Origin of the sequence: Cupriavidus respiraculi (assembly GCF_914271545.1) — a bacterium.
GTDB lineage: Bacteria > Pseudomonadota > Gammaproteobacteria > Burkholderiales > Burkholderiaceae > Cupriavidus > Cupriavidus respiraculi.
Genome location: NZ_CAJZAH010000006.1, coordinates 146,547 through 171,457 on the forward strand (window position 1 = coordinate 146,547; position 24,911 = coordinate 171,457).

Annotated in this window: 21 protein-coding genes and 1 tRNA gene; 16 read left to right on the forward strand and 6 right to left on the reverse strand. The window is 68.8% G+C overall.

Annotated elements, in window-relative coordinates; genetic code table 11:
• Window positions 1-27: 27 nt before the first annotated feature.
• Window positions 28-669, forward strand: coding sequence for an HD domain-containing protein (locus LDO27_RS21770; protein ID WP_224043950.1), 642 nt, complete (start codon window positions 28-30; stop codon window positions 667-669).
• Between the two features lie 37 nt (window positions 670-706).
• Here the strand turns inward: LDO27_RS21770 and LDO27_RS21775 are convergent, their stop codons facing one another.
• The 5 genes from LDO27_RS21775 to LDO27_RS21795 all read right to left on the reverse strand — a co-directional run bounded on the left by LDO27_RS21775 (window position 707) and on the right by LDO27_RS21795 (window position 4,701).
• The gene (locus LDO27_RS21775; protein ID WP_224043951.1) at window positions 707-2,263 is read right to left on the reverse strand and encodes a serine hydrolase; all 1,557 of its coding nucleotides are present in this window, start codon (window positions 2,261-2,263) and stop codon (window positions 707-709) included.
• Window positions 2,264-2,472: 209 nt separating this feature from the next.
• Window positions 2,473-2,547, reverse strand: a tRNA-Val gene (locus tag LDO27_RS21780).
• 77 nt (window positions 2,548-2,624) lie between these two features.
• Window positions 2,625-3,362, reverse strand: coding sequence for a DNA polymerase III subunit epsilon (gene dnaQ, locus LDO27_RS21785; protein WP_222203796.1), 738 nt, complete (start codon window positions 3,360-3,362; stop codon window positions 2,625-2,627).
• 10 nt (window positions 3,363-3,372) lie between these two features.
• On the reverse strand, window positions 3,373-3,828 hold the full coding sequence (gene rnhA / locus LDO27_RS21790; protein WP_222203793.1) for a ribonuclease HI: 456 nt from the start codon (window positions 3,826-3,828) through the stop codon (window positions 3,373-3,375).
• A gap of 75 nt (window positions 3,829-3,903) precedes the next feature.
• Window positions 3,904-4,701, reverse strand: a complete 798-nt coding sequence (locus tag LDO27_RS21795) for a class I SAM-dependent methyltransferase (protein WP_224043952.1) — start codon at window positions 4,699-4,701, stop codon at window positions 3,904-3,906.
• A gap of 11 nt (window positions 4,702-4,712) precedes the next feature.
• On the opposite strand from LDO27_RS21795, the gene gloB reads away from it, so the two are divergent.
• The 15 genes from gloB to LDO27_RS21870 all read left to right on the forward strand — a co-directional run bounded on the left by gloB (window position 4,713) and on the right by LDO27_RS21870 (window position 24,334).
• Window positions 4,713-5,516, forward strand: a complete 804-nt coding sequence (gene gloB, locus LDO27_RS21800; RefSeq protein WP_224043954.1) for a hydroxyacylglutathione hydrolase — start codon at window positions 4,713-4,715, stop codon at window positions 5,514-5,516.
• Window positions 5,517-5,676: 160 nt separating this feature from the next.
• Window positions 5,677-7,350 (forward strand): transglycosylase SLT domain-containing protein, encoded by a 1,674-nt coding sequence (locus LDO27_RS21805; protein WP_222203787.1) that lies wholly within the window; start codon window positions 5,677-5,679, stop codon window positions 7,348-7,350.
• A gap of 203 nt (window positions 7,351-7,553) precedes the next feature.
• Complete coding sequence (locus LDO27_RS21810) at window positions 7,554-9,446, forward strand: propionate--CoA ligase (RefSeq protein ID WP_222203786.1); 1,893 nt, start codon at window positions 7,554-7,556, stop codon at window positions 9,444-9,446.
• A gap of 225 nt (window positions 9,447-9,671) precedes the next feature.
• Window positions 9,672-12,023 carry a bifunctional salicylyl-CoA 5-hydroxylase/oxidoreductase gene (locus LDO27_RS21815; protein ID WP_224043955.1) on the forward strand — a complete coding sequence of 784 codons (2,352 nt, stop codon included), beginning with the start codon at window positions 9,672-9,674 and terminating at the stop codon, window positions 12,021-12,023.
• Window positions 12,020-12,835 (forward strand): SDR family NAD(P)-dependent oxidoreductase, encoded by an 816-nt coding sequence (locus LDO27_RS21820; protein ID WP_224043957.1) that lies wholly within the window; start codon window positions 12,020-12,022, stop codon window positions 12,833-12,835. The genes LDO27_RS21815 and LDO27_RS21820 overlap by 4 nt, the downstream gene beginning before the upstream one ends.
• A gap of 52 nt (window positions 12,836-12,887) precedes the next feature.
• A complete protein-coding gene (locus tag LDO27_RS21825; protein ID WP_224043959.1) occupies window positions 12,888-13,748 on the forward strand; it encodes an enoyl-CoA hydratase family protein in 861 nt (286 codons plus the stop codon).
• A gap of 2 nt (window positions 13,749-13,750) precedes the next feature.
• Window positions 13,751-14,962, forward strand: coding sequence for an acyl-CoA dehydrogenase family protein (locus LDO27_RS21830; protein ID WP_377747755.1), 1,212 nt, complete (start codon window positions 13,751-13,753; stop codon window positions 14,960-14,962).
• A 20-nt stretch (window positions 14,963-14,982) separates the two neighbouring features.
• Window positions 14,983-16,668, forward strand: a complete 1,686-nt coding sequence (locus LDO27_RS21835; RefSeq protein WP_224043960.1) for an AMP-binding protein — start codon at window positions 14,983-14,985, stop codon at window positions 16,666-16,668.
• Window positions 16,665-17,105 carry an acyl-CoA thioesterase gene (locus tag LDO27_RS21840; protein WP_224043961.1) on the forward strand — a complete coding sequence of 147 codons (441 nt, stop codon included), beginning with the start codon at window positions 16,665-16,667 and terminating at the stop codon, window positions 17,103-17,105. The genes LDO27_RS21835 and LDO27_RS21840 overlap by 4 nt, the downstream gene beginning before the upstream one ends.
• A 20-nt stretch (window positions 17,106-17,125) precedes the next feature.
• The gene (locus LDO27_RS21845; RefSeq protein ID WP_224044003.1) at window positions 17,126-17,536 is read left to right on the forward strand and encodes a RidA family protein; all 411 of its coding nucleotides are present in this window, start codon (window positions 17,126-17,128) and stop codon (window positions 17,534-17,536) included.
• Between the two features lie 374 nt (window positions 17,537-17,910).
• The gene (carA, locus tag LDO27_RS21850) at window positions 17,911-19,047 is read left to right on the forward strand and encodes a glutamine-hydrolyzing carbamoyl-phosphate synthase small subunit (RefSeq protein ID WP_222203778.1); all 1,137 of its coding nucleotides are present in this window, start codon (window positions 17,911-17,913) and stop codon (window positions 19,045-19,047) included.
• Between the two features lie 50 nt (window positions 19,048-19,097).
• A complete protein-coding gene (gene leuE, locus LDO27_RS21855) occupies window positions 19,098-19,769 on the forward strand; it encodes a leucine efflux protein LeuE (protein WP_224043963.1) in 672 nt (223 codons plus the stop codon).
• Window positions 19,770-19,856: 87 nt separating this feature from the next.
• A complete protein-coding gene (carB, locus tag LDO27_RS21860; RefSeq protein WP_224043968.1) occupies window positions 19,857-23,105 on the forward strand; it encodes a carbamoyl-phosphate synthase large subunit in 3,249 nt (1,082 codons plus the stop codon).
• 235 nt (window positions 23,106-23,340) lie between these two features.
• Window positions 23,341-23,817: a transcription elongation factor GreA gene (gene greA, locus LDO27_RS21865; protein ID WP_224043970.1), complete on the forward strand. Its 477-nt coding sequence runs from the start codon at window positions 23,341-23,343 to the stop codon at window positions 23,815-23,817.
• 13 nt (window positions 23,818-23,830) lie between these two features.
• Complete coding sequence (locus tag LDO27_RS21870) at window positions 23,831-24,334, forward strand: DUF4149 domain-containing protein (RefSeq protein WP_222203771.1); 504 nt, start codon at window positions 23,831-23,833, stop codon at window positions 24,332-24,334.
• A gap of 57 nt (window positions 24,335-24,391) precedes the next feature.
• Here the strand turns inward: LDO27_RS21870 and LDO27_RS21875 are convergent, their stop codons facing one another.
• Window positions 24,392-24,889, reverse strand: coding sequence for a YhbY family RNA-binding protein (locus LDO27_RS21875; protein WP_222203769.1), 498 nt, complete (start codon window positions 24,887-24,889; stop codon window positions 24,392-24,394).
• Between the last annotated feature and the right edge of the window lie 22 nt (window positions 24,890-24,911).

Below are 24,911 nucleotides of genomic sequence, written 5' to 3' on the forward strand. Positions count from 1 at the left end.
CCGCCATGCCAACACCGGAGCAGATCCATGACAGACATCATTGCGGGCATTCGCGTGCCCGACAGCGCGATGGCGCGTGCCGCGACCGAACTCGTCCGCGATACCGAGGACGACCTGCTGTACCACCACAGCCGACGCGTCTTTTTCTGGGGCGCGCTCACCGGCACGCGCCGGGCGCTCGCCTACGATCCCGAGTTGCTGTATGTCGGCGCCATGTTCCACGACATGGGCCTGACCGAGCCGCATGCCAGTCCCGATCTGCGGTTCGAGGTGGACGGCGCCAACGCGGCCCGCCGCTTCCTGCAGGAATACGGCATTGCGGAGCGCGATATCGACGACGTATGGGCGGCCATCGCGCTGCACACCACGCCCGGCATCCCGCAGCATATGCGGCCCACCATCGCGCTGGTCACCGCCGGCGTCGAGATGGATGTGCTGGGCCTGGGGTACCACGACTTCACGGCGGAGCAGCGCGACCACGTGTGCCGCCACCATCCGCGGGAGCACAACTTCAAGCAGGGGATCATCGACCATTTCGCCGAGGGCACGCGGCGCAAGCCGCAGACCACCTTCGGGAATGTGAAGGCCGATGTGCTGGCGCTGCGGGACCCGGACTACCAGCGGATCAACTTCTGCAGCCTGATCCTGGGATCGGCCTGGCCGACCTGAGCCGGCCCGCCGCCCGCGGGGGCGGCGGGGCAAGCCATCAGCGCACGAAGTCGCCCAGTCCCTCCTGGTCGTAGAACTCCAGCCATACGCGGTCGCTGGAAAATTCGGCGCGCGAGATCATGCCCGGCATCGCGTTTTCGTTGCTCAGCGTAAAGGTGAAGACATCGCCGTCCCAGTGCGTCAGCGGAACCTGCAGCGGCACGGGGCCGATGGACATGACCAGCGCTCCGGCCTGTTCGGCGATCTGGATCGGCCCGTGGTAGTCGTTCCGGTAGGTGCCGGTGTAGATGGACAGCGCGCGGGCCGGCAGCGGGGAGGTGGGGGGCGGCGCGCCGACAAGGCGGCCCTCGGGAGCCGTCACCTGCGCCAGCGCGCGCGCATAGAGCGCGGGCCAGTCGTGGCGGATGGCGCCGAACTGCACCAGGTCCGCGAACTGCGCGTTCAGCGCCTCGGGCAGGCCGATCGGGTAGCCGTTGGTCAGCGTGACGATGCCCAGGTCGAGCGTGGGGAGCGCGAAGAAACTGGTGGCGGCGCCCACGCCGAACGCGCCGGAATGGCTGTAGGAAGCGAGCCCCGATTCCGTGGTGCCGACGTTGAAACCATAGCCATAGTGGCCGGCGGGATAGTCGGCGGTGGGCGGCGACGACTGCATCTGCGCCGTCAGCGCGGGGGCGAGTGCGGCCGCTTCGACGATTCTCCTGCCCCCGGCTTCGCCCTTGGCCAGCACCATCGCCAGCCATCTGGCCATATCGTTGACCGACGAACTGACGCCGCCGGCCGGCGCCTGGGCGTCCGGCCGGGTGCCCATGCCCTGCACCCATTGTCCGTTCGTGCGCACGTGGCCCAGCGCGCGGTTCGGGCGCGCGGCGAAATCCGCGTAGCGCGAGCTGGTGCTGGCCATGCCCAGCGGCTGGTAGATGGCCTGCTCGGACAGCGAGGCCCAGTCGAGGCCGGCGGCCGCGGCCACCGCCTCCGCGCCGGCGGTCAGGCCGAAGTTGGTGTAGGCGTAGTGCGAGCGCAGCGGCGCCACGGGCAGGTAGCGCAGGCGCGTCAGTACCTCGCGCTGGCCGTAGCCCAGGTCTTCGAGCCGGTCGCCGGCGTGGTCCGGCAGGCCGGAGCGGTGCGCAAACATGTCGCCGATCGTGACGGCGGCGGTGGAGTCGGGGTCGGACAGCTCGAACCACGGCAGGTGATTGCGTACCGGCGTGTCCCAGCCGATGCCGCCAAGTCCAACCTGGCGCGCCACCACGGTGGCGCCGACGGATTTGGACAGCGAGGCTAGCTGGAACACGGTATCGGCGTCCACGGGCGCGGGGTCCGTCACCACACGCCGGCCGAATCCTTTGGCGTAGACCGTCTTGCCGCCGTGCACCACCGCGACGGCCATGCCCGGCACTCCGGAACTTGCCATCAGCTGGGCCGCCATGGCGTCGAGCTGGCCGATGGCGCTGGCGATGCGCGCGTCGGATCCGGTATCCGGCGGAGGGGGCGGCGGGGCCGGCGAATCGTCATCGCCGCCGCAGGCGGCCAGGGGTGCCAGGGCGGCGAGCGCCGCGGCCTGGAGGAAATGTCGACGACCTTGCAATGGGTTCACGGCTACTCTCCTGGCGCGCGGGCGCCCTTGATGAAACGTCCCCGGTACCTGGGACGTTGTAGTCGCTCCGCGGTCGCGGCCCAAGGCATTGTTATCGCCACATGTGAAAAGGGCCCCCGGCGCGTGCCGGGGGCCCTGACGGGAGCTCCAATGTGAAAAAGGCCCTCGGCTTGCGCCGAGGGCCTTTCCCGTGCGGTTTCCCGCGAATCTGGTGGGTGGTACAGGGATTGAACCTGTGACCCCTGCCGTGTGAAGGCAGTGCTCTACCGCTGAGCTAACCACCCCTGCCGCTGCGTCGTACATCGCGCAACAGAGAAAACGCGATTATGTCAGTGTGGCTGTACCTTGTAAAGCCCTTTTTTCACGCCGCAAGGTCCGTGGGGACTTCGGCGGCGGCAATTTCCTTCCACACCGTCTTGCCGCGGCTCTCGTCGTCCAGGCTCTTGAGCACCATTGCGTGGGCGGCCAGTTCCTCGGCGGTGGGGGCGAGCACCGGCAGTTGCAGGCGCGACAGGTCCGCACTGGCAATGGCGTTGCCGCTCGCGCCGGCGCCGCCGTCCAGCATGTCGATCACCAGCGAGTTCTGGCCGCGCGTCATGGCCAGGTAGACCTCGGCCAGCAGCTCGGCATCGAGCAGCGCGCCGTGCAGCGTACGGTGGGCGTTGCTGATGCCAAGTCGGTCGCACAGGGCGTCCAGCGAGTTGCGCTTGCCCGGGAACATCTGGCGCGCCTCGCGCAGCGTGTCGATGACGTTGGCCACGTGCTCGCGGAAGGGCGGCAGGCCCAGCAGCTGGAATTCCATGTCGAGGAAGCCCAGGTCGAACGCGGCGTTATGGATGATCAGCTCGGCGCCCTCGACGAACTCGCGCACGTGGTGAACGATTTCCCCGAACTTGGGCTTGTCCGCCAGGAACTCCAGCGTGATGCCGTGGACCGCGATCGCGCCCTCGTCGATGTCGCGCTCGGGGTGGACGTAGTAGTGGAGGTGGCGCCCGGTCAGGCGGCGGTTCACCAGTTCGACGCAGCCGATTTCGATCAGGCGGTCGCCGGTGGCGGCATTCAGGCCGGTGGTTTCGGTGTCGAGAACGATCTGTCGCATGGCGGGCATTCTAACCGGCGACGGCACGGGTGCCGGTCAGCATGGCGACGCCGCGGTTGGCCAGCGCGTCGGCGTGCTCGTTGCCGGGATGGCCGTTATGGCCGCGCACCCAATGCCAGCGCACCTCGTGCTGCTGGGCCAGCGTGTCCAGCGTCTGCCACAGGTCGGCGTTCTTGACCGGCTTCTTGTCGGCGGTCTTCCAGCCGCGCGCCTTCCACCCCGGCAGCCATTCGCCGATGCCTTTCTGCACGTACTGCGAGTCGGTGTAGACGTCCACGCTGCAGCGGCGCTTGAGGGCGCGCAGCGCTTCGATCACCGCGGTCAGCTCCATGCGGTTGTTGGTGGTGTTCGCCTCGCCGCCGAACAGCTCCTTCTCGTTGCTGCCGGAGACCAGCACGGCGCCCCAGCCGCCGGGGCCGGGGTTGCCCTTGCAGGCGCCGTCGGAATAGATCGTGACTTCTTGCATGCGTCTTCAAAAAGATGGCCGCCCGGGGTTGCCGGGCGGCGCGGTGTCGGGATGGCGGCGACGAAGCGGCCGCGTTCAGTTTTCGTCGCCGGGCGAGCTCTTGCCGTGGGTGCCGGTGGGCGTGGCCACCGGCGCGGCGACGGGCGCGAGCGCGGGCTTGGAGGTTTTCCAGGCCGGGCCGACCAGGCGGATGTTGCGCACGCGCTTGACCGCCGAGATCATATAGACCGCGCCGAAGATCGGCCACCAGCGGTCGCCGGCCTTCTCCATGAAGGCGGCGCGCTGCAGCCAGCGCTCGGTGCGGTAGGGCGGGCAGTAGCAGCCGAAGCGGCCGCGGATGATGTCGAAGCCCAGCAGCTTGAGCCAGTCCTTGATCCGCACGAAGCCGATCGACTGGGCGTCGGCGGGCAGGAAGGGGTCGGCCCCCAGCCGGTTCAGGCCCTGCCGCGCGCCCCACAGGCTCATCGGGTTGAAGCACGAGACGATGACCTGGCCCTCGGGCATCAGCACGCGCGAGACCTCGCGCAGCACTTCGTGCGGATCGTCCGAGAACTCCAGCACATGGGGCAGGGTGACCAGATCCACGCTCTGCGTATCGAAGGGCAGCTCGTCGAAGCGGCACAGCAGCTGGCGGTTGTCCGCCTCGTCCTGGCGCGGGCCGTGGGGCCCGGCGGCGGGATCGAGCGCCAGCGCACTGAACGGCATGCGGTTCTCGCGCAGCGTATCCATGACGGGCAGGCCAAGCTGCACCGCGTGATAGCCGAAGATATCGGCCACGGTCCGGTCGTATTGCTGGCGTTCCCACTCGAGCATGTACTGCCCGGGCGGGGAAGTGAGCCAGTTATCCCAATCTATAATCGGACGCTTGGACATAGGAGCAACGCATGTTGAAGGTGGAGCCAATCCCCGCATTCCAGGATAACTATATCTGGGCGATCCACGATGGTCATGCCGTGGCTGTGGTCGACCCGGGCGAGGCCGCTCCGGTCGAGGATTTCCTGGCGCGCAACGGGCTCGCGCTGGGGGCCATTGTAATCACCCACCATCACGGCGATCACCAGGGCGGCGTCGAAGCGCTGCTGCAGCGCCACCCCAGCGGACCGGACGGCAAGCCCGTGCCGGTGGTGGGACCGGCGGGCGAGCGCATCGGCCATCGTACCCTGGCCGTACGCGAGGGCGATACCTTCGACCTCCGTTTCCCCGCCCTTTCCATGCGCGTGCTCGACGTGCCCGGCCATACCGCCGGGCACGTTGCCTTCGTGGCCGACCTGCCCGGCGCGGGGCCGTCGGTCTTCTGCGGCGATACGCTGTTCGCCAGCGGCTGCGGGCGGCTGTTCGAGGGCACGCCGGCGCAGATGCTGGACTCGCTCGACAAGCTCGCGGCGCTCCCCGCCGAGACGAAGGTCTATTGCGCGCACGAATACACCCGCAGCAATGTGCGCTTCGCGAGGGCGGTGGAGCCGCACAATCCGGTGCTGTCCGAGTGGGATGCGCGGGTGGAGGCACTGCGCGCGACCGGGCGGCCGACGCTGCCCACCACCATCGGCCACGAACGCGAAGTCAATCCTTTCCTGCGCTCGCGCGAAGCGGCGGTGCGCGAAGCGGTGGCAGTCGAGGCGGGCACGCAGGGCGAAGACGATGCCGCCGTGTTTGGAGCACTGCGCAAATGGAAGGACGGTTTCCGCTGAGGCGGGCGAGTCGCCCCAGGCGGGAGGCAGAGCCAGCGAGGCCGGGAAAAGCCCGCTGCGTCGGGCCGTTCCGGGGTCCGCGCCCGGAAAATTTCATTGACTCGCAGGCACGTTTTTCATAGCATCGCTCAACTTTTTAGCGTCACGATTCGAGAAATTAATGGAATTTGGTCGATTACTGGCGGTGATTGCGTGCTCCGCGCTGCTTGCAGCGTGTGCCGGCACGCCAACGTCGCCCGATGCCGGCACGGCCGGCGAGCCGACCGCCCAGACAGCCTCCCGCCCCGATCCCCTAAACACCATCCACCCGCCGGTCTCGGCGGCCGCCGGCACGGCGCCGCTGGTCAATGTCGACGAGCAGAGCGTGGAATGGCTGCGCGGCCCCTCGCAGGACATCTGGGTCCGTATCCGCCGCGGCTTCGCCATGCAGGATCTGGAAGGCACGCTGGTCGAGGACCGCACGCAGTGGTATGCCGCGCGGCCCGACTACATGGAGCGGATGGTGGGCCGGTCCAGCAAGTACCTCTACCACATCGTCGCGGAGCTCGAGCGCCGCAACATGCCGACCGAACTGGCGCTGCTGCCCTTCGTCGAGAGCGCGTTCAACCCGCAGGCCGAGTCCACCGCCAAGGCGGCCGGCATGTGGCAGTTCATCCCGAGCACCGGCAAGGACTACAACCTCAAGCAGAACATGTTCCGCGACGAGCGCCGCGACGTGCTGGCCTCGACGGACGCGGCACTGGACTACCTGTCCCGGCTGTACGACATGTTCGGCGACTGGCATCTGGCGCTGGCGGCGTACAACTGGGGCGAGGGCGCGGTGGGCCGGGCGATCGCCCGCAACCAGGCCAAGGGGCTGCCGACCGACTACGCGAGTCTCAATATGCCTAACGAGACGCGCTACTACGTGCCCAAGCTCCAGGCGGTCAAGAACATCATCGGCAATCCGGCGATGTATGGGGTCAAGCTGCCGGAGATTCCGGACCACCCGTATTTCGTCACGGTCACCACCTCGCGCGATATCGATGTCTCGCTGGCGGCCAAGCTGGCCAACCTGCCGCTCGATGAATTCCGCGCGCTCAATCCATCGTTCAACAAGCCGGTGATCCTGGGTGCGTCGAATCCGCAGATCCTGCTGCCGTTCGACAACGCCGAGCGCTTCCAGTACAACCTGAACACCTATCGCGGCGGACTGTCGAGCTGGACCGCGGTCACCGTCGATGGGCGCGAGCGCATCGAGACGCTGGCGGCGCGGCTCAACGTCGATCCGGACACGCTGCGCGAGGTCAACCGCATTCCCAAGGGCATGCGGCTGAAGCCGGGGTCCACGGTGATGATTCCGCGTTCGGACCGCTACAGCGAGGACATCAGCGCCAAGATCGCCGAGACGGCGACGCTGGCGATGGAGCCGGACGTGCCGGAGCCGCGCCGCATCGTCGTGCGGGCCGGCAAGCGCGATACCGTGGTGACGGTGGCGCGGCGCTATCGCGTCACCCCGCGCCAGGTGCAGGCGTGGAACGACCTGTCCGGCAGCAAGCTGGTCGCCGGCCAGAGCCTGGTGCTGATGGTGCCGGCCGGCCGCGCGCGCGCGCTGGTGCGGGATGCGGACCCGTCGCCGCGCGGCAAGGTCGAAGTGATCCGGGTCTCCGGCAAGCGGGGTGGCAAGGCCGCGCCGGCCGGACGCCAGCGCGTGGTGGTGGAAGCGACGCCGCGCAGCAAGGGCGGCAACGTCAAGGCGTCGGCCAAGGCCTCGGCGAAGGCTTCCGCCAGAAGCACGGGCACGGCCAGCGCGAAGCCCGCGGTCAAGGCCTCCGGCAAGGGCAAGTCCCGCTAGCGGGGTACCGGCGCGGCCGGGCCGGAAGGAAAGGGCATGCGCCAGCGCATGCCCTTTTTGTTTTTTCCGGCCCCTCCGGCCCCATCGCGGTAAGGCCCGCGTAAGTCGGTCTGCCGACACTGTGAATGACCCGGGCCGCTCGCGCGGTGGCACACTTGCCGGGCACCGCTACAGATAACCGCGACCACGCGGAGGAGACACCGATGACAGCGACGAGCGCCATGCATGCGCGTTCCCTGGCCGATCCCGAAGGCTTCTGGGCCGAACAGGCCGCCCGGATCGAATGGCAGACCCCCTGGCATACCGTGCTGGACCACAGCAACCCGCCGTTCGCGCGGTGGTTCGTCGGCGGCCGCACCAACCTTTGCCACAACGCGGTGGACCGCCATCTGCGCGAGCGGGCGGACCAGCCCGCGCTGATCCATGTCTCGACCGAGACCGGCGCCGAGCGCACCTATACCTTCGCGCAACTGCATGCGGAGGTGAACCGCATGGCCGCCATCCTGCAGGCGCTGGGCGTCGCTCGCGGCGAGCGGGTGCTGATCTACATGCCGATGATTCCCGAGGCCACCTTCGCCATGCTGGCCTGTGCGCGCATCGGTGCCATCCATTCGGTGGTGTTCGGCGGCTTCGCCTCGGTCAGCCTCGCGGCGCGCATCGACGACGCGCGCCCGCGCGTGATCGTCGCCGCGGACGCCGGCTCGCGCGCGGGCAAGGTCGTGCCCTACAAGCCGCTGCTGGACGAAGCCGTGGCCCTCGCCGGGCACAAGCCGGAAAAGGTCCTGCTGGTGGACCGCCAGTTGGCGCCGATGGAGCGGGTGGCGGGGCGCGACGAGGACTATGCCGCGTGGCGCGAGCGCGTGGGCGAGGCGTCCGTGCCGTGCGCGTGGCTCGAGTCGAACGAGCCGTCCTATGTGCTCTACACCTCGGGGACCACCGGCAAGCCCAAGGGCGTGCAGCGCGATACGGGCGGGTATGCGGTGGCGCTCGCCGCATCGATGGAATACATCTTCTGCGGCAAGCCCGGCGACACGATGTTCACCACTTCGGACATCGGCTGGGTGGTGGGCCACAGCTATATCGTCTACGGGCCCCTGCTGGCCGGCATGGCCACCGTGATGTACGAGGGCACGCCGGTGCGGCCCGACGGCGGCATCCTGTGGCAACTGGTGGAGCGCTACCGGGTGAACCTGATGTTCAGCGCGCCGACCGCGATCCGCGTGCTGAAGAAGCAGGACCCGGCGCTGCTGCATCGCCATGACCTGTCCAGCCTGCGTCTGCTGTTTCTCGCCGGCGAGCCGCTGGACGAGCCCACCGCCAGCTGGATCCAGCAGGGCATCGGCAAGCCGGTGGTGGACAACTACTGGCAGACGGAAACCGGCTGGCCGATCATCGCGATCCAGCGCGGCATCGAGGCGCTGCCGCCCAAGCTCGGCTCGCCCGGGGTGCCGGTGTACGGCTACGACGTGCGCATCGTCGACGAGCAGACCGGGGAGGAATGCGCGCCGGGCCAGAAGGGCGTGGTCGCCATCGCGGGACCGCTCCCGCCCGGATGCATGAGCACGGTATGGGGCGACGACGCCCGCTTCGTCAGGACGTACTGGTCCAGCTTTCCCGACGCGCCGCGCTATTCCACCTTCGACTGGGGCGTGCGGGACCAGGACGGCTATCTGTTCATCCTGGGCCGCACCGACGATGTGATCAACGTGGCCGGCCATCGGCTGGGCACCCGCGAGATCGAGGAGAGCATCGCCTCGCATCCGGCCGTGGCCGAAGTCGCGGTGGTGGGCGTGCGGGACGCGCTCAAGGGGCAGGTGGCCATGGCGTTCTGCATCGCCCGCGACGCCGGCCGCACCGGCACGCCGCAGGACCGCCTCGCGCTGGAGGGCGAGATCATGCAGACGGTGGACCGGCAGTTGGGCGCGGTGGCGCGCCCGGCGCGCGTGCTGTTCGTCAACGCCCTGCCCAAGACGCGCTCGGGCAAGCTGCTGCGGCGCGCGATGCAGGCGGTGGCGGAGGGCCGCGATCCGGGCGACCTGACGACGATCGAGGATCCGGGCGCGCTGGCGCAGGTGCAGGCCGCGATGCAGGGGTAGCCGGCCGGCTGGCGGCGCGGCGGGCGCGATCCCGCCGATTTCGCTTGCCCTGCACGGGCGCGCGCACTAATATTTCAAACATAAAATATTTAGCCATGAGCTAAAACGATGCCTGGACGGCCCTAGCGCGCGACGACAAGGCGTCGCCAGGACGACGATCAGGCAAGCGAGCCGCATTTCGAGGTGGGGCGCCACAGGCCACCCGCCTCGCCAGGAGACGACACAATGCGTGTGCTGTGCATCGGCGGTGGTCCCGCGGGCCTGTATTTCGGCCTGCTGATGAAGCTGCAGGACCCGCGCAACGACGTGGTGGTGGTCGAGCGCAACCGGCCCTACGACACCTTCGGCTGGGGCGTGGTGTTTTCCGACGCCACCATGGACAACCTCAAGGAAGCCGACCCCGTCAGCGCCGCCCAGATCAACGCGGCCTTCAACCACTGGGACGATATCGACATCCATATCGGCGGGCGCACGCTGCGCTCAGGCGGGCATGGCTTTATCGGCATCGGCCGCAAGCGGCTTCTCAATATCCTGCAGGCGCGCTGCGAGGAGCTCGGCGTGCGGCTGGTGTTCGAGACCGACGTCGCCGACGACCAGCAGCTGGCGCGGCAATACGAGGCCGACCTGGTGATCGCCGCCGACGGCGTCAACAGCCGCGTGCGCGCGAGCTATGCGCAGACTTTCGCTCCCGATATCGATACCCGCCAGTGCCGCTTCGTCTGGCTGGGTACGCACAAGCGCTTCGACGCCTTCACCTTCGCCTTCGAGAAGACCGAACACGGCTGGTTCCAGGCCCACGCCTACCGCTTCGACGACGACACTTCCACCTTTATCGTCGAGACGCCCGAGCCGGTGTGGCAGGCCGCGGGGCTGGACCGCATGAGCCAGGAGGAGGGCATCGCGTGGTGCGAGCGCCTGTTCGCGCGATACCTCGACGGCAACCGGCTGATCAGCAACGCCACCCATCTGCGCGGCTCGGCCAACTGGATCCGGTTCCCGCGCGTGATCTGCCATACCTGGGTGCACTGGCAGGCGCTGCCTGACGGCCGCCGCGTTCCCATCGTGCTGATGGGCGACGCCGCGCATACCGCGCATTTCTCGATCGGCTCCGGCACCAAGCTCGCGCTGGAGGATGCCATCGAGCTGGCGCGCAATATCGGCGCCGCCGGGCCCGAAGGGTTGCCCGCGGCGCTGGAGCGCTACGAGGCGGTGCGCAGCGTGGAGGTGCTCAAGATCCAGAACGCCGCGCGCAATTCCACCGAATGGTTCGAGCATGTCGAGCGCTATGCCCATCTCGCGCCGGAACAGTTCGCCTATTCGCTGCTCACCCGCTCGCAGCGGATCTCGCACGAGAATCTGCGGCTGCGCGATCCGGACTATGTGGCCGGGTTCGAGCGCTGGCTCGCGCTGCAGGCCGGCGTGCCCGAGCAGGCGCTGCGCCTGCGCGAGGGGCCGCTGCCGCCGATGTTCACGCCGTACCGCGTGCGCGGCGTGACGCTGAAGAACCGCGTGGTGGTGTCGCCGATGGCGATGTACTCGTGCGTGGACGGCGTGCCCGGCGACTTCCACCTGGCTCACCTGGGCGCGCGCGCGATGGGCGGCGCCGCGCTGGTGATGGCGGAGATGACCTGCGTGTCGCCCGATGCACGCATCACGCCGGGCTGCCCGGGGCTGTGGAACGACGCGCAGCGCGACGCGTGGCGGCGCATCGTCGATTTCGTGCACGCGAGCACCGATGCCCATATCGGCATCCAGCTCGGCCACGCGGGCCGCAAGGGGTCGACCCAGCTCGGCTGGGAGGCGATGGACCATCCGCTGGCCGAGGGCAACTGGCCGCTGGTCTCGGCCTCGCCGCTGCCCTACCTGCCTGGCATCTCGCAGGTGCCGCGCGAGATGAGCCGCGCGGACATGGAGCAAGTGCGCGATGACTTCGTCGCCTGCGCCCGCCGTGCCGCGCAGGCCGGCTTCGACTGGCTGGAGCTGCATTGCGCGCACGGTTACCTGCTGTCGTCGTTCATCTCGCCGCTGACCAACCGGCGCACCGACGAATTCGGCGGCTCGCTGGCGAACCGGCTGCGTTTTCCGCTGGAGGTGTTCGCCGCGGTGCGCGCGGTGTGGCCGGTGGACCTGCCGATGTCGGTGCGCATCTCCGCCCATGACTGGGTCGAAGGCGGCATCACGCCCGACGATGCCGTGGAAATCGCCCGGGCGTTCCAGGCCGCCGGCGCCGACATGATCGACTGTTCGTCCGGCCAGGTCAGCCCCGACCAGGCCCCGGTCTACGGCCGCATGTACCAGACGCCATTCGCCGATCGCATCCGCAACGAGGCCCGCATCCCCACCATCGCGGTGGGCGCGATCTCGGAGGCGGACCATGTGGACAGCATCATCGCCGCCGGGCGGGCGGACCTGTGCGCCATCGCCCGGCCGCATCTGGCCGACGCCGCATGGACGCTGCGCGAGGCCGCGCGCCTGGGCGTGCGCGACGTGAACTGGCCGAAGCAGTACCTGGCCGCCAAACGGCAGCTCGAAACCAATCTGGAGCGCGCGGCGCAGGCGGCGGGAGGCAAGGCATGAGCACCGCCGACCGGCCCACGGAGCAGGGCGCGCTGCGGGGGCGGCATGCGCTGGTCACCGGCGGCGGGCGGGGCATCGGCGCGGCCATCGCGGCGCGCCTGCTGGCCGATGGCGCCAGCGTGACGCTCGTGGGGCGCGATGCGGCCACGCTGGAAGACGCCGCGGGCACGTTGGCGCGCGAAGGCGGCGACGCCCGCGTGGGATTCGCGCCGGCCGACGTCACCGACGAGGACAGCGTGGCCGCGGCGTTCGCCGCCGCGCAGGCGCGCTTCGGCCGGGTCGACATCCTCGTCAACAACGCGGGCCAGGCGCACAGCGCGCCGTTTGGCCGCACCGACCTCGCGCTGTGGCGCCGCATGCTCGACGTCAACCTGACCGGCACCTACCTGTGCGCGCACGCGGCGGTGGGACCGATGGTGGCCGCGGGCTGGGGGCGCATCGTCAACGTGGCGAGCACCGCCGGGCTGATCGGCTATGGCTACGTCAGCGCGTATTGCGCGGCCAAGCACGGCGTGGTCGGACTCACGCGCGCGCTGGCGCTGGAGCTGGCCCGTAGCGGCGTGACGGTCAACGCGGTCTGCCCGGGATTCACCGAGACCGACATCGTGCGCGATGCGGTCGTGAACATCGTGCGCAAGACCGGCCGCAGCGAGGACGAGGCGCGCGAGGAGCTGTCGGCCCGCAATCCGCAGAAGCGCCTGATCCAGCCGGACGAGGTGGCCGACGCCGTGGCCTGGCTGTGCCAGCCGGGCGCGGGCGCGATGACCGGACAGGCCATCGCGGTGGCCGGCGGCGAGGTCATGACGGGCTGATGCCGCACCATCGGACAAGCGCCGCAGCAACGTGTAACCACGAGGGAAACCCATGAGCACCGACCGCGAGATCGCTCTCGACATGCGCCACCACAAGCGCACCTTCGCCGACTATCAGCCGCAGCACTTCCTCTGGAGCGTGTCCGGCGACGGCAAGGTCGGCACCGTGACGCTGAACCGGCCCGAGCGCAAGAACCCGCTGACGTTCGACTCGTATGCCGAGCTGCGCGACCTGTTCCGCGCGCTGTGCCACGCCAGCGACATCAAGACCGTGGTGGTGACCGGCGCCGGCGGCAACTTCTGCTCGGGCGGCGACGTGCACGAGATCATCGGCCCGCTGACGCGGATGACCATGCCGGAGCTGCTGGACTTCACCCGCATGACGGGCGACCTCGTCAAGGCCATGCGCGCCTGCCCGCAGCCGGTGATCAGCGCGGTGGACGGCATCTGCGCCGGCGCGGGCGCCATGATTGCGCTGGCCTCGGACATGCGGCTGGGCACGCCCCAGGCCCGGACCGCCTTCCTGTTCGTGCGCGTGGGACTGGCCGGTGCCGACATGGGCGCCTGCACGCTGCTGCCGCGCGTGATCGGGCAGGGCCGCGCCAGCGAGCTGCTCTACACGGGCCGGGCGATGACGGCGGACGAGGGCATGCAGTGGGGCTTCTTCAACGCGCTGCACGCGCCGGAGCAGGTGCTGGCCGAAGCGCAGGCGCTGGCCGCCACGCTGGCCGCCGGCCCCACCTTTGCGCACGGCATGACCAAGAAGCTGCTGCACCAGGAGTGGAACATGGGCGTGGACGAGGCCATCGAGGCGGAGGCCGAGGCGCAGGCCATCTGCATGCAGACGCGGGATTTCCGCCGGGCCTACGATGCCTTCGTGGCAAAGACGCGTCCGGTGTTCGAGGGCGACTGACCATGACCTCGCCCACCACGACCATGGCCGGCGGCGGCCACCTCGACCTGCCGTTCTTCGACGACACCCACCGCGAACTGGCGCGCGAACTGGACGCATGGTGCGCGGCGTCGCTGGCGGTGGACCATGCCGATACCGATGCCGCCTGCCGCGCGCTGGTGCGCCAGCTCGGCGCGGCGGGCTGGCTGCGCTACTGCGTGCCGCAGGCGCATGGCGGCGTGCTGCCCGCGCTGGATTCGCGGGCGCTGTGCCTGCTGCGCGAGACGCTGGCCCGGCACGACGGGTTGGCGGACTTCGCTTTTGCGATGCAGGGACTCGGCTCGGGCGCCATCACGCTGGCCGGCAGCGACGCGTTGCGCGAGCGCTACCTGCCGCGCGTCGCGCGCGGCGAAGCCATCGCCGCGTTCGCGCTGTCGGAGCCGGAGGCGGGGTCGGATGTCGCCGCGATGCAATGCCGGGCCACGCGCGATGGCGACCACTACGTCATCGACGGCAGCAAGACCTGGATTTCCAACGGCGGCATCGCCGACTTCTATTGCGTCTTCGTGCGCACCGGCGAGGCACCCGGCGCGCGCGGCATCTCCGCCTTCGTGGTCGATGCCGATACGCCGGGGCTGAGCATCGCCGAGCGCATCGATGTGATGGCGCCGCATCCGCTGGCCACGCTGGCCTTCGACGGCTGCCGCGTGCCCGTCGCCAACCGGCTCGGCGAGGCGGGGCAGGGCTTCAAGGTGGCGATGATGACGCTCGACATTTTCCGCGCGTCGGTGGCCGCCGCCGCGCTCGGCTTCGGCCGCGCGGCGCTGGACGAAGCCGTGGCGCGCGCCACCACGCGGCCAATGTTCGGCGGCGTGCTGGCCGACCTGCAGCTGACGCAGGCGGCGCTGGGCGACATGGCCACCGCCATCGACGCGGCGGCGCTGCTGACCTATCGCGCCGCCTGGCTGCGCGACGTGCGCGGCGTGCGCACCACGCGCGAGGCGGCGATGGCCAAGATGGTCGCCACCGAGAACGCGCAGCAGGTGATCGACCGCGCGGTGCAGATGTTCGGCGGCCTGGGCGTCAAGGTCGGCACGCGCGTCGAGAGCCTCTATCGCGAGATCCGCTCGCTGCGCATCTACGAGGGCGCGACCGAGGTGCAGAAGCTGATCATCGCGCGCGAGACGCTGGCCGCGCATCGCGCATCGTCTTCCCCGTCCACGCAATCAAGCTGAAACCCCGACCGGAGGCAGCAATGGCAAGCACGGCTCACCTGGACACTTTCGCGCGGGACCGCCTGCCGCCGCCGGCGCAGTGGCCCCGGTTCGTGTTCAACGACGACACGGCGTATCCCGAGCGCCTGAACTGCGCCGCGGAGCTGGTGGACCGGCACGTGCGCGAGGGACGCGGCGCGCGCATCGCCATCCGCCATCAGCCCGGCGCGGCGGACGCGCCCGTCCAGACGGTCAGCTACGCCGCGCTTGCGGCGCTGTCCAACCGCATCGCGCATGTGCTGGTGCAGGACATGGGGCTGGTACCGGGCAACCGCGTGCTGCTGCGCGGGCCCAACAACCTGATGATGGCCGCAAGCTGGCTTGCCGTGCTCAAGGCCGGCCTGATCGCGGTGCCGACCATGCCGCTGCTGCGCGCGCGAGAGCTGAAGCAGGTCATCGACAAGTCTCAGGTCTGCGCCGCGCTGTGCGACGCCCGGCTGCGCGAGGAGTTGGACGCCAACCTGCGCGAGGGCGAGCACCATTGCCCGAGCCTGGCGCGCGCGCTGTACTTCAACGGCGAAGGCGAGGGCTCGCTGGAGGCCGCAATCGCGGGCAAGCCCGACGAGTTTGCCGTGTGCGACACGGCCGCGGACGATATCTGCGTGATCGCCTTCACCAGCGGCACCACCGGCCAGCCCAAGGGCACCATGCATTTCCACCGCGACGTGCTGGCGATGTGCGACCTGTTCCCGCGCCATGTGCTGCGGCCCGGTCCCGACGACATCTTCTGCGGCACGCCGCCGCTGGCCTTTACCTTCGGCCTCGGCGGCCTGCTCTGCTTTCCGCTGCGCCTCGGGGCCTCGACCGTGCTCGCCGAGAAGCTCACGCCGGACGGCCTGCTCGCGCTGATCCAGCGCCACCGGGCCACCATCGTGTTCACCGCGCCGACCTTCTATCGCCAGATGGCCGCACTGGCGCAGGGCTATGACCTGACCAGCCTGAAGAAAAGCGTCTCCGCCGGCGAGGCGCTGCCGGACGCGACGCGCCAGAGCTGGAAGGCCGCCACCGGCATCGAGATGACGGACGGCATCGGCGCCACCGAGATGATGCATATCTTCATCTCCAGCGCGGGGAAGCAGGTGAGGGCGGGCGCCATCGGCAAGGTTGTGCCCGGCTACGAGGCGCGGATCGTGGACGACGACATGCAACCCGTGCCGCCCGGCACCGTCGGCAAGCTCGCGGTGCGCGGCCCCACCGGCTGCCGCTACCTGGACGATCCGCGCCAGGCCAACTATGTCAAGGACGGCTGGAACCTGCCGGGCGACACCTTCGTGGCCGATGCGGACGGGTACTACTACTACCAGGCGCGCTCGGACGACATGATCGTCTCGGCCGGCTACAACATCGCCGGCCCCGAAGTGGAGGCCGCGCTGATGCAGCACGAGGCGGTGGCCGAGTGCGGCGTGGTGGGCGCGCCCGACGGCGAGCGCGGGCAGGTGGTGGCCGCCTATGTCGTGCTGCGCCCCGGCGTGGCCGCCGACGAGGCGATGCGCGCGGCGCTGCAGGAGCACGTCAAGCGCCAGATCGCCCCGTACAAGTACCCGCGCCGCATCGTCTTCGTCCCGGCCCTGCCGCGCACCGAGACCGGCAAGCTGCAGCGCTTCCGGCTGCGCCAGATGGCGTCGCAGCCGGAAGCCGCGGGCGAGGCGCCCCGCACCACGCCATGAGCGGGGTATTCGCGCGGCCGGTGCGGGTGCGCTTCCAGCATTGCGACGCCGCCGGCATCGTGTTCTTTCCGCGCTACTTCGAGATGCTGAACGGCCTGGTCGAGGACTGGTTCCGGGAGGCCCTCGACTGGCCTTTCGACGAAATGCACGGCGCCGGGCACGCCGGCGTGGCGACGGCGGACCTGCAGTGCCGCTTCGTCGCGCCGAGCCGGCTGGGCGAGGTGCTGGCAGCGGAATTGCGCGTGGCACGGCTGGGCGGCTCCAGCTTCACGCTCCACGTGCGCCTGCGCGGGCCCGATGGCGGCACCCGGGTGGAAATCACGCAGCGGCTGGTCTGCGTCGATACCGGCCGGATGGCGCCCCAGCCATTGCCGGAGCGTGTGCGGCAGGCCATGTCCGCCTATGTCGCGGCCGGGCCCGATGACGAGACACCATGACAAGCAAAACGGAAACGACCATGAAAGTGCTGCAACCTCCCGACTGGGCGCCGCCGCGCGGCTATGCCAACGGCATCCTGACCGAATTCCAGGCCGGCAGCCGGCTGATTTTCGTCGGCGGGCAGATCGGCTGGAACGGCCAGTGCGAATTCGAGACCGACGACTTCGCCGGGCAGGTGGCGCAGGCGCTGCGCAATATCGTCGCGGTGCTGGAGCAGGGCGGAGCGGGGCCGGCGCATATCGCCCGCATGACCTGGTATGTGAAGAACAAGGCCGAATATGTGAACGCCTATCCGGCGATCGGCGAGCACTACCGCGCCATCATCGGGCGCCACTACCCGGCGATGTCGGCGGTCGAGGTGGCCGATCTGGTCGAGCCGCGCGCCAAGGTGGAGATCGAGGTCACGGCGGTGGTGCCGCCCGCGCCCTAGGCCGTCCGGCGGCCCGCGAGGGGAGGCCGGCGGGCGGTCCGGCAGCCGTCGCGGCGCGCATGCAAGTCCTTGAAAACTTGGAAAATTGCGCCGCGTGGGGTAGAATCCGAAAGTTTCGCTTTCAGAACCCTTCACCCTAGCGCCAACCGCATTCCACCTTCCGCCGCCCCCAGTCCGCCACGCCGGAATTCCCATCGCGACGCCGCCTGCCCAACCCGCACGGGCCCGGCAACGCAAGCAGTCCAGGGAAATCGCGTGCCGCGGCCGGCCCCGACAGTCCCGGCGCACCGCCGGCGCTGCGGCGCCCGAGCCAGTCAGGGGGCAAGAGGCGTCGATCAGGTCGGTCACGGGGTGAATCCAGCAGGAGCCTACCCGTGTTACCGTCTTTTCCGTCCGCCATTCTCGCGCTTGCAGACGGCACGGTCTTTCGTGGCTATTCCATTGGCGCTTCCGGCCATACCATCGGCGAAGTGGTGTTCAACACCGCGCTGACCGGTTACCAGGAAATCCTCACCGACCCGAGCTATTCCCGGCAGATCGTCACCCTGACGTATCCGCATATCGGCAATGTCGGCGTCAACGTTGAGGATGTCGAAGCCACGAAAGTCCATGCCGCCGGCCTGATCATCAAGGATCTGCCGCTTCTGGCGTCCAACTTCCGCAAGGAACATACGCTCTCGCACTACCTGAAGCAGGAGAAGGTGCCCGCCATCGCCGGCATCGACACCCGCAAGCTGACCCGCATCCTGCGCGACAAGGGCGCGCAGAACGGCTGCATCCTGGCCGGCGAGGACAATGTGCAGAAGGCCATCGACCTGGCGCGTTCCTTCCCCGGCCTGGCCGGCATGGACCTGGCCAAGGTGGTGTCGGTCAAGGAACCGTACGAATGGAACCAGACCGAATGGGCGCTCTCGCGCGGCTACGGCAAGCAGACCGACCCGCGTTTCCATGTGGTCGCGTTCGACTACGGCGTGAAGTTCAACATCCTGCGCATGCTGGCAGAGCGCGGCTGCCGCATCACGGTGCTGCCGGCCCAGTCGACCGCCGAGGACGCGCTGGCCTATAACCCGGACGGCATCTTCCTGGCCAATGGCCCGGGCGACCCCGAGCCGTGCGACTACGCGATCCGCGCCACCCAGGAATTCCTGCGCCGCGGCATCCCGACCTTCGGCATCTGCCTGGGCCACCAGATCATGGGCCTGGCGGTCGGCGCCAAGACGCTGAAGATGAAGGCCGGCCACCACGGCGCCAACCATCCGGTCAAGGACATGGACGACGGCCGCGTGGTGATCACCTCGCAGAACCACGGTTTCGCGGTGGACGCCAGCACGCTGCCGGCCAACGCCCGCGTGACGCACGTCTCGCTGTTCGACGGCACGCTGCAAGGCTTCGCACTGAACGACAAGCCGGCGTTCTGCTTCCAGGGCCACCCCGAGGCATCGCCGGGTCCGCACGACGTGGCGTACCTGTTCGACCGCTTCACGGCCATGATGGCCGACGCGAAGAAGTAAGCGAGAGTCGCCAACGCTGCAACGATGTTTCGAAGAACGCAGGACGCCCGATGAACGCCTTCATGCACGCCTCGCTCGGCATCACCGATTTCTGGACCTTCGTGGTCGGCACGATCTTCATCGTGCTGCTGCCGGGGCCGAACTCGATGTTCGTGCTGTCCGTGGCCGCCCAGCGCGGCGTGCGGCAGGGCTACCTGGGCGCATGCGGGGTGTTCCTCGGCGACGCCATCCTGATGGTGCTGTCCGCCGCGGGGGTCGCCTCGCTGCTCAAGGCGAGCCCCGGCCTGTTCTATGCGGTCAAGTATGTCGGCGCGGCCTACCTGGTGTGGATCGGCGTGCAGATGCTGCGCGGCGCGCTGCGCAGTTGGGCGAACCGCAACCAGCCGGCCGAAGCGGCCGCGGTGACGGTGGAAAAGGCCGGCAACCCGTTCCGCAAGGCGCTGGTGATCAGCCTGCTGAACCCCAAGGCGATCCTGTTCTTCATCTCGTTCTTTATCCAGTTCGTCGATCCGCAGTTCGCGTATCCCGCGCTGTCCTTCGTGGTGCTGGGGCTGGTGTGCCAGGTCTGCAGCTTCGCCTACCTGACCGCGATCATCTTCGCGGGCGCGCGGCTGGCCGAGGTGTTCCGGCGCCGGCGGCGCCTGTCCGCGGGCATGGCCAGCGGCGTCGGCGGCATGTTCATCGGCTTCGGCGCGAAGCTGGCGACGGCCACCCTGAACTGAGACCGCGCCGGGCGACAGCCACCGACAACGTCATCCTGATATCCGGCCGGCCCGTGCCAAGCGAGCCGGCAACAAAGTGAGCGTGCAATGCCAAAACGCACAGATATAAAAAGCATCCTGATCATCGGCGCGGGCCCCATCATCATCGGCCAGGCGTGCGAGTTCGATTACTCCGGGGCCCAGGCCTGCAAGGCGCTGCGCGAGGAAGGCTTCAAGGTCATCCTGGTCAACTCCAATCCGGCCACGATCATGACGGACCCGAACACGGCCGACGTGACCTATATCGAGCCGATCACCTGGGAAGTGGTGGAGCGCATCATCGCCAAGGAGCGTCCCGATGCGATCCTGCCGACCATGGGCGGCCAGACCGCGCTGAACTGCGCGCTGGACCTGCATCGCCATGGCGTGCTGGACAAGTACGAGGTCGAGCTGATCGGCGCGTCGCCGGAGGCCATCGACAAGGCCGAAGACCGCCAGAAGTTCAAGGAAGCGATGACCAAGATCGGACTGGGCTCGGCCAAGTCCGGCATCGCGCATTCGATGGAGGAAGCGCTGTCTGTGCAGGCGCAGATCGCCGGCGAGACCCAGTCCAGCGGCTATCCGATCGTGATCCGCCCCTCGTTCACGCTGGGCGGCACGGGCGGCGGCATCGCCTACAACCGCGAGGAGTTCGAGGAGATCTGCAAGCGCGGCCTCGACCTGTCGCCCACGCGCGAGCTGCTGATCGAGGAATCGCTGCTCGGCTGGAAGGAATACGAGATGGAAGTGGTCCGCGACAAGGCGGACAACTGCATCATCATCTGCTCGATCGAGAACCTGGACCCGATGGGCATCCACACCGGCGACTCGATCACCGTGGCCCCGGCCCAGACGCTGACCGACAAGGAATACCAGATCCTGCGCAACGCCTCGCTGGCCGTGCTGCGCGAGATCGGCGTCGATACCGGCGGCTCGAACGTGCAGTTCTCGATCAACCCGGCCGACGGCCGCATGATCGTGATCGAGATGAACCCGCGCGTGTCGCGTTCGTCGGCGCTGGCCTCCAAGGCCACGGGCTTCCCGATCGCCAAGGTCGCCGCCAAGCTGGCGGTGGGCTACACGCTGGACGAACTGAAGAACGAGATCACCGGCGGCCAGACCCCGGCTTCGTTCGAGCCCTCGATCGATTACGTGGTCACCAAGGTGCCGCGCTTCGCCTTCGAGAAGTTCCCCCAGGCCGACAGCCACCTGACCACGCAGATGAAGTCCGTCGGCGAGGTGATGGCCATGGGCCGCACCTTCCAGGAATCGTTCCAGAAGGCGCTGCGCGGCCTCGAAGTGGGCGTGGACGGGCTGGACGAGAAGTCCACCGACCGCGACGAGATCGTCGAGGAAATCGGCGAGGCCGGCCCGGACCGCATCTGGTACGTGGGCGACGCGTTCCGCCTCGGCATGTCGCTGGAGGAAGTGCACGCCGAGACCGCGATCGACCCGTGGTTCCTTGCGCAGATCGAGGACATCGTCAAGACCGAGGCTTTGATCAAGGCCCGCACGCTGCCCAGCCTGTCGGCCGCGGAGCTGCGCCACGTGAAGCAGAAGGGCTTCTCGGACCGGCGCCTCGCCAAGTTGCTCAAGACCGATGCCAAGTCGGTGCGCCAGGCGCGCATCAAGCATCAGGTGCGCCCGGTCTACAAGCGCGTGGACACCTGCGCGGCGGAGTTCGCCACCAACACCGCCTACATGTACTCGACCTACGAGGCCGAGCATGGCGAGTGCGAATCGAACCCGACCGACCGCCGCAAGATCATGGTGCTGGGCGGCGGCCCGAACCGGATCGGCCAGGGCATCGAGTTCGACTACTGCTGCGTGCATGCCGCGCTGGCGCTGCGCGAGGACGGCTACGAGACCATCATGGTCAACTGCAACCCGGAGACCGTGTCCACCGACTACGACACCTCCGACCGCCTGTACTTCGAGCCGGTGACGCTCGAGGACGTGCTCGAGATCGTCGACAAGGAAAAGCCGGTCGGCGTCATCGTGCAGTACGGCGGCCAGACCCCGCTGAAGCTGGCGCTGGACCTGGAAGCCAACGGCGTGCCCATCATCGGCACCAGCCCCGACATGATCGACGCGGCCGAGGATCGCGAGCGCTTCCAGAAGCTGCTGCAGAAGCTGGACCTGCTGCAACCGCCCAACCGCACCGCGCGCACCGAGGACCAGGCGCTGAAGCTGGCGGCGGAAATCGGCTATCCGCTGGTGGTGCGTCCTTCGTACGTGCTGGGCGGACGCGCGATGGAAATCGTCCATGAGCCGCGCGACCTCGAGCGCTACATGCGCGAGGCCGTCAAGGTCTCCAACGACTCGCCGGTGCTGCTGGACCGTTTCCTGAACGACGCCATCGAGTGCGATGTCGACGCCCTGTGCGACGGCAAGCGCGTGTTCATCGGCGGCGTGATGGAGCATATCGAGCAGGCCGGTGTGCACTCGGGCGACTCGGCGTGCTCGCTGCCGCCGTACTCGCTGTCGCAGGCGACCGTCGACGAGCTCAAGCGCCAGACCGCCGCGATGGCGATGGCGCTGAACGTGGTGGGCCTGATGAACGTGCAGTTCGCCATCCAGCAGAAGGACGGCAAGGACATCGTCTACGTGCTCGAAGTCAATCCGCGCGCGTCGCGCACGGTGCCGTACGTGTCCAAGGCCACCGGCCTGTCGCTGGCCAAGATCGCCGCGCGCTGCATGGCCGGCCAGTCGCTGGACGAGCAGGGCGTGGGCGACGAGGTGGTGCCGCACTACTTCAGCGTCAAGGAAGCGGTGTTCCCGTTCAACAAGTTCCCGGGCGTGGATCCGGTGCTCGGACCCGAAATGCGCTCCACCGGCGAGGTGATGGGCGTGGGCACGACCTTCGGCGAGGCGCTGTTCAAGAGCCAGCTCGCCGCCGGTTCGCGCCTGCCCGAGCGCGGCACGGTGCTGCTGACCGTCAAGGACAGCGACAAGCCGCACGCCGTCGGCGTCGCCCGCATGCTGCACGACATGGGCTATCCGATCGTGGCCACGCGCGGCACCGCCTCGGCCATCGAGGCCGCGGGCATTCCGGTGCGCGTGGTGAACAAGGTCAAGGACGGCCGTCCGCATATCGTCGACATGATCAAGAACGGCGAGCTCGCGCTGGTGTTCACCACCGTCGACGAGACCCGCACGGCGATCGCCGATTCGCGTTCGATCCGCATCTCGGCGCTTGCCAACCGGGTGCCGTACTACACCACCATCGCCGGCGCGCGCGCCGCGGTCGAGGGCCTCAAGCACATGCAGAGCCTGGAGGTCTACGACCTGCAGGGCCTGCACGCCTCGCTGGCCTGAGCCCCCGCCGGCATTGCCGGGGAGTCCGCCGCAGTTGCTGCCGGCGGACTTCTTGGCCTAAACTACCGGCAAAACCAAGGCGTCCCAGACGCCGATTCAACCCAAAGCCGCGGTTGAGCGGAAGTGCCTCCGGCCCTATGTCGTTGTGATTGCGATGTCGAGCGATGTCGCACCCGACCTGTCCGGATGCATGATTCCTGCTCCGCTGCGGCTCATTTTTTTGCCTAACGAAGACATGAGCACGATTCCGATTACCAAGCGCGGCGCAGAACTCCTGAAGCAGGAGCTGCAACGCCTGAAGGCCGTCGAACGTCCCGCGGTGATCAATGCCATTGCGGAAGCGCGTGCCCAGGGCGATCTGTCCGAGAATGCGGAGTACGACGCCGCCAAGGAAAAGCAGGCGTTCATCGAGGGCCGGATCATGGAGGTCGAAGCGAAGCTGTCGGCCGCCCAGATCATCGACCCGACCCAGCTCGACACCGATGGCCGCATCGTGTTCGGCGCCACCGTCGACCTCGAGGACCTCGAGTCCGGCAAGCCGGTCAGCTACCAGATCGTCGGCGAGGACGAGGCGGACCTGGACAACGGCAAGATTTCCGTCAGCTCGCCCATCGCGCGCGCATTGATCGGCAAGTTCGAAGGCGACGTGGCCACCGTGGTGGCCCCGGGCGGCGAACGCGAGTACGAGGTGATTACCGTCCGCTACGTCTGACGACGGGCGCGCCGTGTTCTCCTCTTCCTATGCCCACGAATCGCCGCTGCCGCACCGGCTCTTTCTGCTGTTGACGGTGGTGTGGGCGGGCAGCCTGTGGACCACCGGCTACATGGTGGCGCCCACGCTGTTCTCCGTGCTCCCGGCCCGCGAGATGGCCGGCATGGTGGCGGGGCATTTGTTCCGCAGCCAGGCCATTCTCGGGGTCGTCGTCGGCGTGCTGCAACTGGCGCTGTGCAACGTGATGATCCGCCGCGGCGCCGAGCGCTACCGCGCGCTGCGCTGGCTGGTGCTTGGCATGTTGTGCTGCGTGCTGGTGGGGTATTTCGGCATCCAGCCGTTCATGGAGAGCCTGCGGCAGAAGGCGGCGGCGCTGGGGATGGCGGTTTCCGCTTCCCCGTACCGCGGCCAGTTCGGCATGCTGCACGGCGTCTCCAGCGGCTTCTATCTGCTGCACAGCCTGCTGGCGCTGGCGCTGGTGTGGCGCAGTTCCGCGCCGCGGGCGTCGGGCGAGTAAGGCCCGCAGGTCAGGCCGGGGCGGCGGCGTTGCGCCGGCCGCCCGGAACGCGGGCGCTCAGTCGAGCGCCTTCTTTTTGGGGCTGGCCTGCCGGGTCTTGGCGCGCTTGACGTTGCCGCCGGCGGTGACGCGCTCGTTGCCGAGGACGGTGACCGTGGAGCGGGTAGGGCGGCGATTCGGCGCGGCGCTGGGTTTGCGCACGGTGACCGTGCGCGGGGCGGCGCCACCGCGGGGGGCCATCCGGCCCAGGTCCTGCGGCTTGTTCTCCTTCAGGCGGGCCGGCCCGGGGCGCCAGACCACCAGCAGCTTGCCGATATGCTGGATCGGGGCGGCGTCCAGGCGGTCGCAGATTTCTTCATACATCGCGATGCGCGTCTCGCGCTCGTCGCCGAACACGCGGATCTTGATCAGGTCGTGCGAGGCGAGGCTGCGGTCGATCTCGGCCAGGACGGCCGGGGTCAGGCCCTCGGCACCGATCATCACGACGGGGTTCAGGCCATGGGCGCGCGAGCGAAGCTCGGAGCGCTGGGCGGGAATCAATTGAATGGCAGGCATAGTAGGGTAACGGGGCGCGTGA